Annotated in this window: 14 protein-coding genes; 10 read left to right on the plus strand and 4 right to left on the minus strand. The window is 57.9% G+C overall.

Annotated features, from left to right (window positions below; genetic code table 11):
* Positions 1 to 2: 2 nt before the first annotated feature.
* Positions 3 to 929 (plus strand): type 1 glutamine amidotransferase, encoded by a 927-nt coding sequence (locus CKV89_RS03590; protein ID WP_231935438.1) that lies wholly within the window; start codon positions 3 to 5, stop codon positions 927 to 929.
* Here the strand turns inward: CKV89_RS03590 and CKV89_RS03595 are convergent.
* On the minus strand, positions 877 to 1,962 hold the full coding sequence (locus tag CKV89_RS03595) for a lysylphosphatidylglycerol synthase domain-containing protein (RefSeq protein ID WP_051277661.1): 1,086 nt from the start codon (positions 1,960 to 1,962) through the stop codon (positions 877 to 879). The two genes, CKV89_RS03590 and CKV89_RS03595, sit on opposite strands and share 53 nt — an antisense overlap.
* Positions 1,959 to 2,771, minus strand: a complete 813-nt coding sequence (locus CKV89_RS03600) for a PIG-L deacetylase family protein (RefSeq protein WP_028327629.1) — start codon at positions 2,769 to 2,771, stop codon at positions 1,959 to 1,961. Before CKV89_RS03600 ends, CKV89_RS03595 begins: the two co-directional genes overlap by 4 nt.
* 76 nt (positions 2,772 to 2,847) lie before the next feature.
* On the opposite strand from CKV89_RS03600, the gene CKV89_RS03605 reads away from it, so the two are divergent.
* From CKV89_RS03605 to CKV89_RS03630, 6 genes are all read left to right on the plus strand, one after another.
* Entirely contained in the window at positions 2,848 to 3,969 is a 1,122-nt protein-coding gene (locus tag CKV89_RS03605; protein ID WP_161626195.1) for a glycosyltransferase, read from the plus strand.
* 182 nt (positions 3,970 to 4,151) lie between these two features.
* A complete protein-coding gene (locus tag CKV89_RS03610) occupies positions 4,152 to 5,876 on the plus strand; it encodes a fumarate hydratase (RefSeq protein WP_051277662.1) in 1,725 nt (574 codons plus the stop codon).
* A gap of 112 nt (positions 5,877 to 5,988) precedes the next feature.
* Entirely contained in the window at positions 5,989 to 6,621 is a 633-nt protein-coding gene (locus tag CKV89_RS03615; RefSeq protein WP_028327631.1) for a class I SAM-dependent methyltransferase, read from the plus strand.
* Positions 6,622 to 6,665: 44 nt separating this feature from the next.
* Positions 6,666 to 7,694 (plus strand): Gfo/Idh/MocA family protein, encoded by a 1,029-nt coding sequence (locus CKV89_RS03620; RefSeq protein WP_028327632.1) that lies wholly within the window; start codon positions 6,666 to 6,668, stop codon positions 7,692 to 7,694.
* A gap of 59 nt (positions 7,695 to 7,753) precedes the next feature.
* Positions 7,754 to 8,104 (plus strand): hypothetical protein, encoded by a 351-nt coding sequence (locus CKV89_RS03625; protein ID WP_028327633.1) that lies wholly within the window; start codon positions 7,754 to 7,756, stop codon positions 8,102 to 8,104.
* 109 nt (positions 8,105 to 8,213) lie between these two features.
* Positions 8,214 to 10,805 (plus strand): UvrD-helicase domain-containing protein, encoded by a 2,592-nt coding sequence (locus CKV89_RS03630; RefSeq protein ID WP_028327634.1) that lies wholly within the window; start codon positions 8,214 to 8,216, stop codon positions 10,803 to 10,805.
* A 502-nt stretch (positions 10,806 to 11,307) separates the two neighbouring features.
* On the opposite strand, the gene CKV89_RS03635 is transcribed toward CKV89_RS03630, so the two are convergent.
* Positions 11,308 to 11,880: a M23 family metallopeptidase gene (locus CKV89_RS03635; protein ID WP_051277663.1), complete on the minus strand. Its 573-nt coding sequence runs from the start codon at positions 11,878 to 11,880 to the stop codon at positions 11,308 to 11,310.
* 441 nt (positions 11,881 to 12,321) lie between these two features.
* On the opposite strand from CKV89_RS03635, the gene sucC reads away from it, so the two are divergent.
* Both sucC and sucD read left to right on the plus strand, forming a co-directional pair.
* Entirely contained in the window at positions 12,322 to 13,500 is a 1,179-nt protein-coding gene (gene sucC / locus CKV89_RS03640) for an ADP-forming succinate--CoA ligase subunit beta (RefSeq protein ID WP_028327635.1), read from the plus strand.
* A gap of 26 nt (positions 13,501 to 13,526) precedes the next feature.
* Positions 13,527 to 14,417, plus strand: a complete 891-nt coding sequence (sucD, locus tag CKV89_RS03645; protein ID WP_028327636.1) for a succinate--CoA ligase subunit alpha — start codon at positions 13,527 to 13,529, stop codon at positions 14,415 to 14,417.
* 146 nt (positions 14,418 to 14,563) lie between these two features.
* On the opposite strand, the gene CKV89_RS03650 is transcribed toward sucD, so the two are convergent.
* Positions 14,564 to 15,073 carry a prepilin peptidase gene (locus CKV89_RS03650; protein WP_051277664.1) on the minus strand — a complete coding sequence of 170 codons (510 nt, stop codon included), beginning with the start codon at positions 15,071 to 15,073 and terminating at the stop codon, positions 14,564 to 14,566.
* A 182-nt stretch (positions 15,074 to 15,255) separates the two neighbouring features.
* On the opposite strand from CKV89_RS03650, the gene CKV89_RS03655 reads away from it, so the two are divergent.
* Positions 15,256 to 16,662, plus strand: coding sequence for a cell division protein PerM (locus CKV89_RS03655; RefSeq protein WP_154657688.1), 1,407 nt, complete (start codon positions 15,256 to 15,258; stop codon positions 16,660 to 16,662).
* Positions 16,663 to 16,664 lie beyond the last annotated feature (2 nt).

The raw sequence follows: 16,664 nt of genomic DNA on the forward strand, positions 1-16,664 counted from the left end.
CGATGACTATTTCGAGTACTTCTGTGTCCGAGGAGATGCACGGTTCGGGCACGTTGACCGCGGCAGATGCTCCGGGAGCGTTGCAGTCGGGGTCGATGGCGGACAGTTATCACGGCCCGGTGAAGGGCAAGTTGAAGATTGTTCACTTGTATCCGCGTGAGATGAGCATCTATGGCGACTTTGGCAACGTGCGTGCGTTGCAGGTGCGTGCTCAGCGTCATGGGTACGAGGTGGAGGTGCTGGCGCATCATCCGGGAACGGTTTTGCGTGATGACGTAGATATCATCGTCGGTGGTGGTGGTCAGGATTCGGGTCAGGCTCGTGTTGAGGATGATCTGGCCGCTAATGGTGACATGTTGCGGCAATTGGCTGCTGATAAAGCGCCGATGTTGGTGGTGTGTGGCATGTACCAGTTGTTGGGTCGTGATTTCACGACGGTGGCTGGTAAGCGGTTGCCTGGGCTAGGCATTCTGGATGTGACCACTACTGGTGCGGAAACGCGCATGGTTGGCCCGGTGGTTATTTCGGGCAAGTTTGGTGAGATGGTCGGGTATGAGAACCATTCGGGCCGGACTTTGCGTGGGCCAGGGCAGGCTGCGTTGGGAACGGTGTTGTATGGCCAGGGTAATGATGGCCAGGATGGCACTGAGGGTGCGGTGAAAGACAACGTGTATGGCACGTACTTGCATGGCCCGGTGTTGCCTTCTAACCCAGCGTTTACTGATGAGCTGCTTCGGGCTGCGGTGGAGCGGCAGGATAAAGGTGGGTTTGAGCCTGAGGCGTTGGATGACACGTTGGCTGATGAGGCTCGGCATCGTCAGGTAGAGCGGTTGTTGGCCGGGTATGACGATGGTGGTTCGTCTGTGTTGCCGAGTGTCAGGGATGTGGCTCGGGCCGCTTTGCGTCGTGCTCGAGCGATGCGTCGCTGAGTGTGATGGTGTGTGTGGTGGTTGGTGTGTGACGTGGACGAGTCACTAGCCAGAGGGTGAGTCCCACTGCACCGAAAGGGATTTCGAGTAGGTGGCTGAAGAGGGCGAAGAGTGCCACACCTGCTCCGGTTGAGGCCGGATCTGCTTCGAGTGCGATAAGCACTGCGGCGGATCCGGCCTCAGCTATTCCTAGGCCTCCGGGGGTGAGAGGTACTGCTGTGGAGAGTCGTCCGATGGCGAAGGCAGCGAAAGCTACTGGCCAGGAGACTTGAACGCCGGAGAGAGTGATGCAGGCGGTGAACAGGAGGAAGTAGACACCGAAGAAGGCCACTACTCCGAAGGTGAGTTGGTGCCAGCGGTTGTGGGCTAGGCCGATGATGCGGGTGCGTAGCGTGAGGGCGTTGGTGGCGAATTGGGCGTGGTGGTTGGGGCGTAGGTGCTTGTTGATGGTATCGGCGAGTGTGCCCAGTGTTGTGGTTGCGCGGCGTGAGGTGATGAGGGCGATTCCTGTGGCGACGGTGATGGTGCCGATGAGGGCGCCGAGGGCGACTCCGCCCCAGATGGTGGTAGGTAGCCCGGTGGAGTGGGTGAGTAGCAGGAGCGCAGCGAGGACGGGTAGGGAGGCGCGGATGAGAATGTTCCACACTGTGGTGATCAGCATGGATGAGGTGATGGCGGTGACTTCGAATCCCCAAGATCGCCACATGGCGAAGTTGAGTGCGGTGCCGAATGCGCCGCCTGCGGGCAGGATGTTGCTGATGCAGGAGCCGGCGAGGTTGCTGGTGAGGGCTTGGAGGTGGGTCATGCCGGGCAGGGAGGCTTTGAGGGTGAAGGTGTAGCAGTAGAGCCCGGTCATCATGAGGGTGAGTAGGCCGAGGAAGTTGAGCCAGCCGACTCCGGTGATGGTGTGGAGAATTTCGGTCCAGGTGGTTTTGGTGAGGGTGGGGAGTAGCCAGCCGAGTAGGGCGATGGTGATGCTCAGGCTTGCGGCGGTGTGCAGTGTGCTGCGCAGGAGTGTGGATGGTGTTGTCACGGCGTGGTATCCCAGATGTTGTGGGCGGGGTGTTTATGGGTGCGGGTGGTTGGCCCGGTGAACCATTCGTGTCCGAGGATGAGGTTGAATAGTGGTGAGGGCAGGTTGCTTAGGACGTTGAGTGTTCGGGTGGTGCGGCCTGTTGTTTGTGAGGTGTGGGCGCGTAGGGCGTTGCGTTTGGCTGTGCTGTGATGGCCGATGGTGATGCGGTGGGTGATGAGGTTGCGGGGGGTGTAGGCGGTTTCGAATGTGCTGCGGTCGAATTCGGGTGGGAAGGGGTAGAGGCGGGTTGCGATGCGTAGGGCTTGGGTGATGAGTTCGCGGGGAATTGTTGCTTCGAGGAGTCGGGTGCCTGTGGTCGCGGAGGCGGCGCGGACTACTTCGTGGAGTTTGATGTGGTCGCGGTGGCCGTATCCGCCGGCTTTGTCGTAGCCGATGACGAGGTCGGCGTGTTCGCTGCGCAGGATGTTGGCCAGTTGGGTTGCGGCGTGGTGGGTGTTGGTGCGTGCGAATCGGGTTGTATGGGGTGGGTTGGGGGGGATGGTGGGGCCGGAGCCGGAGTCTGCGTAGCCGAGTCGGATGACGTTGTGGGCGCCGATGGCTGCTGCGCTGCGGTGGAGTTCGTTGATTCGGGTGGTGCCGAGGTCGCCGTTGTGGTGGTAGCGGGGGTCGGCTTCGCCGAGTTCACCATCGGTGGCCACGACGAGGATGACGCGGTCTCCTGCAGCGGCTGCTTTGGCGAGGGTGCCTGCCATGAGGAGTGCTTCGTCGTCGGGGTGGGCGTTGACGGCGACGATGGTGCGGCTCACATCGGTCAGTGTGTCATTGGTGGCTGGCGGGGGTTGGTGGCGTGTGGCGGTATGTCGGGCGTGGCAGGGTGTTTGGGTGCGTATTGCTTTGGTTTCGGATGTTTTTTTGCCGCGTCTGGGTGGGATTGAGGTGCAGGTGGATCGGTTGGCGCGGGGGTTGGTCAGTGCTGGGCATGAGGTGGTGGTGTTGACGATTACGCCGGGAGCGCAGGCGGATGTGGTTGAGGGTGGGGTGCAGGTGTTGCGGTTTGCGTTGCCGGTGGGGTTGCCGGGGTCAGTGGTGGTGAATCCGGCGGGGGCGGGGTGGTTGCGGTCGGTGTTGGGTGAGGGTGGTTTTGATGTGGTGCATGTGCATATGGGGGTGGTCAGTCCGTTTGCGTTTGATGCGGTTCAGGTGGCGGCGCAGTTGGGGTTGGCGCATGTGGTGACGTGTCATTCGTTGGTTGGTGGGGCGGGCAGGTTGTGGTTGCGGTTGTCGGGGCGGGTGGATCGGTGGGTGTGTGGTGGTGCGGTGTTGTCGGCTGTTTCGGGTGTTGCGGCGCAGCGGTTGGCGGCGGCTGCGTGTGGGGATGTGGAGGTGGAGGTGGTTCCTAATGGGGTGGATAGGCAGGTGTGGCGTCGGCGATGTGGGGGCAGGACGCGTGCTGGTGGGGTGCGGGTGGTGAGTGCGATGCGTTTGTCGAGGATTAAGCGGCCGGTGGCGTTGTTGGAGTTGGTGCGGGTGGCGCGGGGGTTGGTTCCGGGGGTGCCGATTACGGTGGAGGTGGCCGGGGATGGGCCGTTGCGGCCGGTGTGTGAGCGGTGGGTGCGTAGGCATGGTGCTGGTGGGTGGGTGCGGTTGCGAGGTCGGTTGTCTCATGAAGAGTTGGTGCAGATGTATGGGGGTGCGGATGTGTTTGTGTCGCCGGTGGTGGATGAGGCGTTTGGGATTGCTGCGTTGGAGGCGCGGGCGTGTGGGGTGCCGGTGTTTGGGCGGGTGGGTAGTGGGGTGGGGGAGTTTGTGCGCTCGGGTGTTGATGGGGTGTTGATGGATAGTGACGTTGGGTTGGCGCGGGCGGTTGCGCGGTGTGCGGTGGATGGGGGGTGGGTTGCAAGGTTGCGTGAGCAGGCGGGTGTTGAGTTGCCGGAGCGGTTTGGTCAGGGGGCGGTTGTGGCTGGTGCGGTGGGGTTGTATGAGCGGGCTGTGCGGGGGGTGTGATGTGTTTGACGTGGTTTTGTTGTGGTGAAAGGCAGGTTTGGGGCCGCGGCGTTGGGGGTGAGGGGACAGACTGGGTGTGCCGGTCGTGGTTTTTCCGTGATCTGTCAGATGGCGGCGTTGCCAGGGCGCTGTTACCGGCTGTTGTTGCCCGTGCACCCGGGCTGTTGTGAAGGAGTTGTGCCATGGCGGATTTCGCCTACGAGGACTTGCTGCCTGTTGGGCAGGACACACAGACCCCGTTCCGCAAGTTGACGTCGCAGGGCGTGCATGTGTTGGAGGGGCCAGGGGGTCGTCGTTTTCTTGAGGTTGAGTCTGAGGCGCTGCGCCTGTTGACGGAGACAGCGATGCATGACATCGCGCATTATTTGCGGCCGGCTCATCTGCAGCAGTTGCGGAACATCCTTGAGGATGAGGAGGCCAGTGACAATGACAAGTTTGTGGCCTCTGATTTGTTGAAGAACGCGGGGATCGCTGCCGGTGGTGTGTTGCCTATGTGTCAGGACACGGGGACGGCGATTGTTTCAGCGCATCGGGGGCAGCATGTGCTTACTGCTGGTGATGATGCTGAACCCATCTCGCGGGGTGTGTTTGATGCTTATACGAAGTTAAATTTGCGGTATAGCCAGAACGCTCCGGTGACGTTCTTTGAGGAGAAGAACACGGGCTGCAATCTTCCTGCGCAGATCGATATTTATGCGGATACGCATCCAGGGCATGAGCTGGAGTATGAGTTTTTGTTTATGGCTAAGGGTGGTGGTTCGGCGAATAAGAGCTACTTGTTCCAGGAGACGAAGTCCATTCTTACTCCGGAGCGGATCATGCCGTTTTTGGAGGAAAAAATCCGCAGTTTGGGTACGGCAGCGTGCCCGCCGTATCACTTGGCGATTGTGGTTGGCGGTACGTCTGCGGAGAAGGCGCTGCAGACAGCTAAGTACGCGTCAGCGAAGTACTTGGACAACCTCCCGACCACGGGTAATGCGGCTACGGGTCGTGGGTTCCGGGACCGTGAGATGGAGGAGAAGGTTCTTGAACTGACTCGTCAGATCGGTATTGGCGCCCAGTTTGGTGGTAAGTATTTCTGTCACGATGTGCGGGTGGTGCGGTTGCCGCGTCATGGTGCCTCGTTGCCGGTGGCGATCGCAGTTTCGTGTTCGGCGGATCGGCAGTGTCTGGGCAAGATCACCCCGGAGGGGGTGTTCGTGGAGCAGCTTGAGTTTGATCCGACTCAGTATTTGCCAGCCCCCACTGAGGATGAATTGGGTGGGGAAGTTGTAGAGATTGATTTGCGGCGTCCGATGTCTGAAGTTTTAGCGGAGCTGACGAAGTATCCGGTTAAGACGCGTTTGTCTTTGACGGGCACGCTTGTGGTGGCCCGCGATATCGCGCACGCAAAAATCCGGGAGCGTCTTGATGCAGGTGAGCAGATGCCCCAGTATCTGAAGGATTATCCGGTGTATTACGCCGGTCCTGCGAAGACTCCCGATGGGATGGCTTCGGGGTCGTTCGGGCCGACGACTGCCGGACGCATGGATAGTTATGTTGACCAGTTCCAGGCTGCGGGCGGGTCGATGGTGATGCTTGCTAAAGGTAACCGTAGCCAGGCGGTGACGGATGCGTGTGCAGCGCATGGCGGTTTCTACTTGGGTTCTATTGGTGGCCCAGCTGCACGTTTGGCGCAGGACTGCATCACGAAGGTGGAGGTTTTGGAGTACCCCGAGTTGGGTATGGAGGCGGTGTGGAAGATTGAGGTGAAAGATTTCCCTGCCTTCATCGTTGTTGATGACAAAGGCAATGATTTCTTTGCTTCTGTCGCGGCGTCGGTGACGATGTCGATTGGGAAACGTCCGGGGGTGGATGCCGCGCACAACAACACGGATGTTGATGCCGCTGCAACACAAACGAATTAACCGCTACGGCTGGGGGTGTTCCTGCGCTCTTTTGCAGATATTGCACGAGCGTAGGAGCACCACCGGTGCGGTTGTGAAGGTGGCGCCTGAGGCTGCTGTTTAGGGTGGGAGCATGGCCCATGAGCACTCTGGCAATAGCGACGCCACATACTTCAATGACGCTGCGAAAACGTGGGAAAGTCCTGAAAAAACTGCCCGTTCACAGCGCATTGCTGATGCGATTCGGCAGCGCATTCCGATGAGATCGGAGTGGCATGTACTTGATCTGGGTGCTGGTACTGGCCAGCTTGGCCGTGCCTTGGCTGAGCATGTGGCGCATGTGCTTCTCATCGATACATCTGAGGGCATGATCGATGTTGCTATGGATGCGATTGCTGGTCACTCTCGTGTTCAGGCTCGGGTTCATAACCTTCTCGATGAGCCATTGAACGATTCCTTTGATCTTGTTGTCAGCACGATGGCTCTTCACCACATTCCTGACACCAGGGCTGCTTTGCGAAGCATTCGGGGAGCGCTTGCACCGGGAGGTTGGGTTGCGCTGGCGGATCTTGATCATGATCCAGAGAATCTTTTTCATGCGGATACGCACACTGGGCACCGGGGTATTGAGCGGGATGTGTTGCGGGAAGATTTGGTGCGGGAGGGTTTTGTTGATGTGCAGGTGGAGACGGCGGCCACAGTTGTGAAGGCTAAGGGTGGTGTTGCTCGCGAGTTCAGCGTTTTTCTTGCGACGGGGCATCTGTAGTGTCTTAGGTGTTGTTCCCCGGGGGCTGGTGGCAGGGTTGGGGTATGCGTATTGCTCTTGCGGGTTACTCCTATGGTCGTACTTTGCATGCTCCGTTGATTGCGCAGGCGGGTGGGCAGATCGTTGCTGTGGCGACTTCGCATCCTGATCGGGTTGCGCAGGCGAAAGCGGATCTACCGGGGGCGGTGGTGGTTCCTGATGTGACGGCGTTGGTGGATGCTGTTGCGAATGTTGGTGCTGATGCGGTGGTTTTGTGTACTCCTACGGGTAAGCATGTTGAGCATGTGCGTCAGGTGATTGCGGCTGGGGTGCCGTGTGTGGTGGATAAGCCGATGGCAGTTTTTGCTGATGAGGCTGATGCGTTGGTTCAGTTGGCACGTCAGGAGCGTGTGCCGTTGACGGTGTTTCAGAATCGGCGGTGGGATGCCGGTCCGTTGGCGTTGGCGCGGGTGATGCAGCGGGGTGATTTGGGGCAGGTACGTCGTTTTGAGATGTCGTTTAGTCGGTGGCGTCCGGAGCCGAAGCAGCGGTGGAGGGAGAACGCTGATTGGCGTGAGGGTGGTGGTGTTCTTAACGATTTGGGTCCGCATGTGATTGATACTGCGGTGCAGGTGATGGGGCCAGTTGCCAGTGTGTATGCGGAGGTGAATGCGTTTACTACTCCTGCGGATGATGATGTTTTGTTGTGGTTGCGTCACGTGGGTGGTGGGTCTTCGATTTTGCGGGCTAGTTCGTTTGATCCGTTTCCTGCGCCTCGGTTCCGTGTGACGGGAACGAAGGCTGCGTTTGTGTATGAAGACGGTCCGGACACGATTGGTGTTTTGCCGGATTTGGCTGATGCTCAGGGCGGAACGGGGTGGGTGTATGCGGGGTCTGAGCGGTGGCCGGGGCCAGCGGTGAGTGAGACGGGCGCGGAGTTTTATCGGATTTTGTCGGCGGCGTTGCAGGTTCAGGGGTATGAGGATAGGCAGGCGGGGATGCCGGTTGATCCTATGGATGCGGTGCATTCCATCCGGGTTGGGCAGGCGGCGCGCCTCAGTGCTGCACAGAGCCGGGTTGTCCAGGTGGAGTGAGCGGGTTCGGGGTGTTCTGCTTGTGCAGGTAAGTGCTGGGCAGTCGTTAGTGTGGGTGTATGGCAACTACTTTCACCGTCCTTGGTCTTATGCACTGGCTTGGGCTGCTGCTCATTCTGGTTGGTTGGGCGATGTCCTTCGCGGCCCGTCGGATTCACGTGTTGATGGTGTGGGGTGCACGCCTGCAGCTGTTGATTGGTTTGGGTTTGGTGGGTGTGCTGGAGATGTCTGGCGGCACGGTGAACCACATGATGGTCGGTATCAAGCTGCTTGTTGCGGTTGCTGTTGTTGGTTTGTGTGAGGCGTCGAATGCGAAGGCTAAGCGTGGTCAGGATTCGTTTACGTTGGCCCATGCTGCACTTGGGTTGACGTTGGTTAACACCGTGATTGGGCTGGGGTTTATGGGCTGATTTGCCTGGTGGAGCACGGTGTGTGATGCGTCGTGTGTGAGTTTGTCGGCGTGTTGTAAGGCGGCTGTCCCTGCGTGCTGGTCGGGGCGGCCGCCTACAGTTATCGGTGATGAGCAACCTGTTCGAGAATGTGCCTTTTGAGGCTCTGGGCGATGTTGCGCCGAAAGGGCCTGTAACTGCGAGTGACGTGGATGGAGCTGGGGGACGTGTGCCTGCTCCGCAGGAGTCACCTGATCGTGATTTGGGGGGTGTGAGGCGTCCTGAGGGGCGTTCGGTGTTTGATGCTGCCGCGTTGGTGGAGGGGTTAAACGAGCCGCAGAAGCAGGCGGTTTTGCATGAGGGTGGGCGGTTGTTGATCGTTGCTGGTGCTGGTTCGGGCAAAACGAGGGTTTTGACGCATCGCATTGCGTATTTGTTGGGTGCTCGTGGTGTCCAGCCGGGGCAGATTCTTGCGATTACTTTCACCAACAAGGCTGCTGGTGAGATGCGTGAGCGGGTTGAGCAGCTGGTGGGTGGTAGGGCGCGGGCGATGTGGGTGAGCACGTTTCACTCTGCGTGTGTGCGTATTTTGCGGCGTGAGGCCGACAAGATCGGCATGAAGAGCGGTTTTTCTATTTACGATGCTGCTGATAGCCAACGTTTGATGGCGTTGGTTATGCGTGAGCTGAATATTGACACTAAACGGCATACTCCGCGCAGTTTTGCTCACCGGATTAGTAACTTGAAAAATGAATTAATTGATTCGGATGAGTTCGCTTCTCAGGCTCGTTCTGAGGGTGCAGAGGTCATTGAAGGAATTGTTGCTGATGTGTACTCGGAATATCAGCGAAGGCTGCGTCAGGCGAACGCTTTTGATTTCGATGACCTCATCATGGTGACGGTTCATATGTTGCAAGCTTTCCCAGAGGTTGCTGAATATTACCGACGCCGGTTCCGGCACATTATGGTGGATGAGTATCAGGATACGAACCATGCCCAGTATGCATTGGTGCGGGAGCTGGCTTCTCCTATCCCGGAGAAGCCTGCTGATCCCGAAAAAGGATTACTGTCGCAACCCCGGGTTCCTGGGGCTGAATTAGTTGTCGTGGGTGACTCTGATCAGTCGATTTATGCTTTCCGTGGGGCAACTATCCGAAACATCAATGAATTTGAACAAGATTACCCTGAGGCCACCACGATTGTCCTTGAGCAGAACTATCGTTCTACGCAGACTATTCTTTCTGCAGCTAATGCTGTTATTTCGCAAAACAGTGAGCGTCGCCCGAAGAAGTTGTGGAGTGAGGGTGGCGCGGGGTCAAAAATTGTTGGTTATGTAGCAGATTCTGAGCACGATGAGGCTGCCTTCGTTGCACGGCGGATCGAGCGGCTTATGAAGAGCGAGTCTGTGAAACCGCACGAAGTTGCTATCTTTTATCGCACTAACGCGATGTCGCGTGCTCTTGAAGAGGTTTTGGTGCGGACTGGGCTTCCGTACAAAGTTATTGGTGGGACTCGTTTCTATGAGCGCCGCGAGGTAAAAGATGTCTTGGCGTATTTGAGAACAATCGCTAATCCCATGGATACGGTTAACTTGCGCCGCATTCTTAATGTTCCCAAGCGTGGTATTGGTGACCGTGCTGAAGCGCTTGTTGCTGATTTCGCTGATCGTGAGCGCATTGCGTTTGTTGAGGCGTTGGGGCGTGCTGATGAAATCCCGATGATGGCGAAACGCTCTGCGAATGCGGTTCGTTCGTTCACTACTTTGTTGGAGGCGCTCCGCAATATTTTGGAAGATGGAGTTGGCGTAGCTGGATTGGTCGAGGCGATTCTTGAACAGTCGGGATATCTTGACGAGCTGCGTGGAAGTAAAGATCCACAGGATGAAACTCGCTTGGATAACCTTGCGGAGCTTGTTTCGGTGGCGCGGGAGTTCGATGAAGAACGCGAAAGTCGGCGGTCTGAGGCCCAGGCCGTTGCACATGAGGAAGCGGTCGCGGATGCGTTAGCCCAAGGGCAAGACCTACCGGCGGAGACGATGTCAGCAGAGACTATGGCGGATAGTCCTTTGGCTGAGCTGACTGAGTTCCTTGAGCGGGTTTCGTTGGTAGCAGATTCGGATGATGTCCCAGATGAAGCGGTTGCTGCAGGGGGTGCAGAAGCGCAGGCTTCGGGTGAGTATGAGGGCGCAGTCACGTTGATGACCATGCACACGGCGAAAGGGTTGGAGTTCCCCGTGGTGTTTGTGGTCGGGATGGAGGATGGGACGTTCCCTCATTTCAGGGCTTTTGAAAGTTCCCATGAGATGGAAGAGGAGCGCCGTCTGGCTTATGTGGGCATTACGCGCGCGAGGGAACGGTTGCATGTATCGCGGGCTGTTGTTCGTTCTGCGTGGGGGACCCCGAAATACAATCCGCCTTCACGGTTCCTTTCGGAGATTCCGCAGGAGTTGGTGGAGTGGGAGAGAACAGAGTCTGCTGTAAGTGGGGATTTGCGTGCGGCTCCGTCGGTGGCCACGTTGTCTTCGGCGTCGCGGATGAGGCCAGTTGCGAACCGACCGATTATTGCGCTGGCTCCCGGTGATCGGGTAACGCACGATTCGTTTGGTCTAGGGCGTGTGGTCCAGATCGAAGGTGAAGGTGATCGCACAATTGCGCACGTTGACTTCGGTGAGAGCAAAGTGAAGAGGCTGTTGCTGAGGTATGCGCCGTTAGAGAAGCTGTGATGCGGCAATGAATATGTTGATGGGGCCGCGACATAACGCGGCCCCATCAACATGCTATTTGCTGCTGTCGCGCTGCCCATAGGGCAGCGCGACAGCAGTTTTAATCCTCTACACGTGAGGTGCGGGTGGATGTCGCAGCGCGTCACGTGTCTGGATGCGAGCGCGCACATGCCCCCGTCACTGCAGTTGTAGTGACAGTGAGCGCACTTGCTCCCAGAAGGTGGTAAAGCATGGATCGACGCAGCTGAGACACACCTAATACTCAACCGTGGCTAGAGGTAGCGCAGGTTTGGAGTATTCCCGCTCCCGGATGGTAGGCGCACTCGATGACAGCCTGGGTCGTAGGGCAGAAAAGTAGGATGAGATTTCTGACCTATTACCGGCTGTTGGTGCAGCCATTCATCGGAACGATTATCTCAGCTGAGCGTCGAGCCCGGGGAGTCGGGCCGCCTTTTATACCCCCAGGCGACCCGATCTCCTCGTAAGAAGTCTGTGGATTTCGTCAGGGACGAACGCCGCGGGCGTCAAGCCACGGCAGGGGGTTGATCGCACGACCCTTAATGCGGACTTCGAAGTGCAGGTGAGGTCCGGTGGAGTGTCCGGTGTTGCCGAGTTCACCGATCTTCTCGCCAGCCTTGACTCGCGCGCCAACCTTGGTGGAGAAGCAGTTCAGGTGTGCGTAGCGGGTCTGCGTGCCATCGCCGTGGTCGACGTAAACGACCTTGCCGTACCCAGCAAGGTTGCTTGCCACGGTGACGCGTCCGGCTGCAACGGCGCGGATCGGGGTTCCCTTACGGCCAGCGAAGTCAACGCCCTTGTGCATGCGGCCCCAGCGCATTCCGAAGCCGGAAGAAATGTGGGTTCCGGTAACGGGAGCGGCGAAGGCGAAGGACTTAACTGCGGCCTGTGCTGCGCTGGAAGCAGCGGTCTGTCCGGCAATGGCGGGGGCGGCTGCTTCAGCGGTGCCGTTGCCCACGAGGCCGATGCCGGCTGCCAGAGCAGCTGAAGCGACAATTCCGCGTCCGACGTTGTTTTGCTGTTTTTGCGCTCGGTGGCGTCCCTGGTATTGCGACATCGTATTCCTTCTTAAGGGGTGCGGCAGTTGCTGCCGCGTTTGCACGCGGCGTACCCCACTTCCCCAGATGAAGCACAGGGAATCCTCGACCGACTCCTTCGACGGTGATGCGTGGTCGAGCAGGGTGGCATATGCCGATTCGCCATCAGGGGGGCGAACGGGGGTGACACTACCAACTCCGTTATGGATTTGTGACATGCGCTCACACCACATCGCCGCGACACGCCGATGATAACGTTTACAAAATTCTTTTTAGAAAAAAATAGATGTATATACGCCTACTGAATATGCTGGTCAATAACTATATTTCGCTGACCGCGATATCTTTCCGGTGTTGAAACTCACTTTTCCTGTACCTTCGAGATGTCATCTGCAGAAGTAAACCGCGGCACAGTGCGCCAGTGACGCATGAGCCACCCGACGACAATGAGGTTGTCCCTCGTGGATCTTTTCGAATATCAAGCCCGAGACATGTTCGAGAAGCATGGTGTTCCCGTGCTTGCTGGTAAAACCGCTGATACTCCTGCAGAGGCCCGTGCTGCTGCGGAAGAAATCTCAAGCGGAGTAACTGTGGTCAAAGCCCAAGTGAAAACTGGTGGCCGAGGTAAAGCTGGGGGAGTTAAGGTCGCCAAAACCTCAGATGAAGCTGAAAAGTACGCTGAGCAGATCCTCGGGATGGACATCAAAGGACATACCGTACACCGAGTGATGATCGCGGCAGGCGCTCAGATTGAAGAAGAATACTACTTCTCAATCCTGCTGGATCGAACTAACCGCACCTACCTTGCCATGTGCAGCAAAGAGGGCGGCATGGAAATTGAACAACTTGCCATCGAGCGTCCTGAAGCACTAGCGCGCGTAGCGGTAGACCCGAACGTGGGTATTGACGAGGCAAAAGCAGACGAGATTACCGCTGCTGCAGGATTTGACGCTGATACAGCGACAAAAGTTGCGCCAGTACTTATGAAGCTGTGGCAGGTCTATCGTGACGAAGACGCCACGCTTGTTGAAGTGAACCCTCTCGTCAAAGTTGCTTCCGGCGAGATTGTTGCACTAGATGGAAAAGTCACTCTTGATGACAATGCGGTGTTCCGTCAGCCAAACCATGCTGACCTAGTAGACGAAGCTGCCGAAGACCCTCTAGAAGCGAAAGCTAAGTCGCTTGGTCTTAACTACGTGAAGCTGGATGGCAACGTAGGCATCATCGGTAACGGTGCAGGGCTAGTGATGAGCACCCTCGATGTCGTTGCCTACGCGGGTCAAGACCACACCGGTGGAGTCAGTAAACCGGCTAACTTCCTTGATATCGGTGGTGGCGCTTCTGCTGAGGTTATGGCGAATGGGTTGGACGTCATTCTCGGAGATGAGCAAGTCAAAGCTGTGTTCGTAAATGTGTTCGGTGGGATTACTTCATGCGATGCGGTAGCGAATGGCATCGTGGGTGCACTCAACAAGTTGGGGGATAAAGCAACCAAGCCTTTGGTGGTTCGCCTGGATGGTAACAACGTCGAGCAGGGGCGACGCATTTTGGCTGACTATGGTCACGCTCTTGTCACCATCGAAGACACCATGGACGGCGGTGCCCGCAAGGCTGCCGAACTCGCTGCGGCGAGCCACTGATCTGCGAGCACTTGAGAGGGAACAAAATGTCTATTTTCCTTAACGCCGACAGCAAGATCATTGTTCAAGGCATGACCGGCTCTGAAGGTATGAAGCACACGCAGCGCATGCTGGCAGCTGGTTCGCGCATTGTTGGCGGTGTTAACCCGCGTAAGGCGGTCCAGCAAGTGACGTTCGATGGCGGGCACACTGTTCCGGTCTTTGGCACAGTGGCCGAAGCAATGGCCCAGACAGGCGCCAACGTCTCGGTAGTCTTCGTGCCGCCAAAGTTCGCCAAGGACGCGGTGATCGAGGCAGTAGATGCTCAGATGCCATTGCTCGTGGTCATCACAGAAGGTATTGCGGTCAAGGACACTGCCGAGTTCTTCAACTACGCGCAGGCTAAAGGGACTACACGGATTATTGGTCCGAACTGTCCAGGCATCATCACTCCTGAGGTGTCGAACGCAGGCATCACGCCGGCAGATATCGCTCCGACAGGGAAGCTCGGGCTTGTTTCTAAATCAGGCACATTGACGTACCAGATGATGTATGAGCTGCGGGACCTTGGGTTTACCACCGCAATCGGTATCGGTGGTGACCCGATCGTGGGAACCACGCACATTGATGCGATTGCGGCTTTTGAGGCTGACCCGCAGACCGAAGGCATCGTCATGATAGGTGAGATCGGCGGAGATGCTGAGGAGCGAGCAGCTGCTTATATCAAGGAGAATGTGACGAAGCCTGTTGTGGGGTATGTGGCTGGTTTTATGGCTCCGGAGGGCAAAACCATGGGGCACGCTGGCGCGATTGTCTCTGGTGGAGCAGGTACGGCTGATGCAAAGAAAGCCGCTCTTGAGGCTGCTGGAGTAAAGGTGGGGAAGACTCCTACGGAGACTGCAAATCTTATGCGCGAGCTCATGGCTTCTGAGCATTGATCCGTTTGCTTGCGGTGTTGTGACAGGGGTGTGGGGTTTCTCCTAGCAGGAGAAACCCCACACCCCTGTGGTGAGTGCGCGTGTAGGCGTCAGAGGGAAGAAGTTATAAAGGTCAGCCATAGGTGTAGTGGTTGTGTCTTTGCAACTTAGGTGAGATGTCCTGCGCTGATGGCGCATGCAGCACCGATGAGCATGGCTGGGCCGTGGGGTATGTGCGTGTGGCGATGCGCTTGTCGGGTGAGCAGAAGTGTGAGGGCGGTAATACCGGAGAAAGCAAAGCCAAGCCAGGCGCCGAATATGAGGGTGTCGATGCTGTGCCAACCGAGGAAAGCCCCTAGTGGTAGCGCAAGCGTTACGTCTCCGCGGCCGAGGCTGTTGGGTGCGCAGTGGTGGAGTAAACGATAGAGGAGGCGAAGGCTGAGTGCGCCTGCTGCTGCGGTGGCGAGGTGGGTGTGCCATCTGGAGGGGTCGTTAGTTATTAGGGCGGTTGTGGCCCATAGGAGAATGCCGGCAGCGAGCATGACTGCGATGGCGCCGAGGGTCAGCGGTCGGGGTAAACGGTGGTAGCGGATGTCGTTGTAGGTGAGGGGGATGGCCCATAAGAGGAAACCAATGTCCAGGGTGATGGTGATGGTGATGGTTATCGGGGTGAGCATGGTGTGTCTCCGCTGGTGGTGTTGGTGGCTTCATGGTGGTCGTTGTGAGGTTGGTGGCGCTGGGGCTGTGTGGGGTGATGTGTGAGTGCGGAGGGGTTGTGGAGTAGTTGTGTATGGGGTGAACGTGTTTGGGGGTGTCGTGGTGCTTGGGTGTTTGAGGGTTGGCGGGGAAGATGGGTGGGATGTCTGCGCTACGTATGCCTTCGTTTAAGTTCCGTCGCCGTGGTCCGCGTGGTTCCTCCGCGGGTGAGTCGGGTTCGTTGTCGTCTGTGAGTGTGAAAAGGCCGCCGCTTATTGGTGGTGTTGTTGAGGCTGTATGGGCGGCGTTGGTGTCGAGTGTGTTGTTTGTGTTGTTTGTATTAGTTGGGTGGTTGGCTGGTTCGACTGGGTCGGGCTCGGGGCTGGGGGCAGTGGTTTTTGGGCTGCAATCGTGGTTGTTCGCCCAGGGGGTGCCGTTGTTGATTCAGGAGCAAACGGTCAGCGTGGTGCCGTGGTTGGCAGCTGTGGTGCCGTTGGGGTCGTTGGTGTGGGCTGGTGGACGTTTGTTGGGGCGCATGCCTGATGCAGGTGGTTCTGCTAGTTCGGTGGAGTTGACCGGTTCGGGTGCGCGGCGAGATGTAGTTCGTGGTGGGATCGGTTTTGTTTCTGGGTATGCGGTAGTGCTGGTGTTAGTGGCGGTATTGGCCAGAGGTGAGGGGTTGTCTGCGTCGGTGCTGTGGGCGCCGTTTGCTGGTGTGTGCTGGCCTGTGATTGCTTTTGTGGTTGCTGTTCAGCGTCGGTTTGAGGGTGGTTTAGGACGGGTTATTCCACGGCTGGGGTGGTTTTGGCGGGTTGATGTTCCTGATTGGGGTAAGCGGGTTGTTGGCCCGGCCGTTCGTGGTGTGGTGGTGTTGTTGGCTGCGGGGGTTGTTGCGGTTGTGGCTGCGGTGGTTGTTGGGTGGCAGCGTGTTGAGGTGGTGAATAGCTATGTGAGTCCGGGGTTGGTTGGCGGTGTTTTGTTCACGGTTGTGCAGTTGGCCTATGCGTTGACGTTGGCTACGTGGGCGGTGGGTTTCGCTGCAGGCCCTGGTTTTTCAATTGGTGAGGACACGTTGATCACGTGGGGTAATGCGAGTGTGGAGCCGGTGCCGTTGGTGCCGGTGTTGGGGGCTTTGCCCGACCCTGGGCCATTGCCGGGGTGGATGACAGCGTCAGTGGCTGTTCCTGTCGTGGTGGGGATGTGTGTGGCTGTGTGGGCGTTGCGGAGTGTGGGGAGTTCTTTGCCTGCGGTGGGCGTGCGTGAGGCGGGGCGTGCTGGTTTGGCTCCTAGGTCTGGGCGTGGCTTGTTGTTGGGGCGTTTGTTGGTGGTTTCTGGTGCAGTGCTGTTGTGTGCGGTGATGATGGGCGCGGTTGGTGTGTTGACGGCTGGGTCATTGGGTAATCAGCGTCTGGTGGATGTAGGAGTTAGTGGTGTGGCTATGGGAGCCACGTTGGCTGCTGAGATGTTGGCGGGTGCGTGGGTGGTGGTGTTTGCCTCGATAGTGTTGCGGGCTCGTTTTGTTTCTCCGGAGGAGAGCACGAAGGAGCCCGCTACGTCAGGGCGTCGGTGATC

It is taken from the genome of Dermatophilus congolensis, assembly GCF_900187045.1.
In the GTDB taxonomy this organism is placed as follows: domain Bacteria; phylum Actinomycetota; class Actinomycetes; order Actinomycetales; family Dermatophilaceae; genus Dermatophilus; species Dermatophilus congolensis.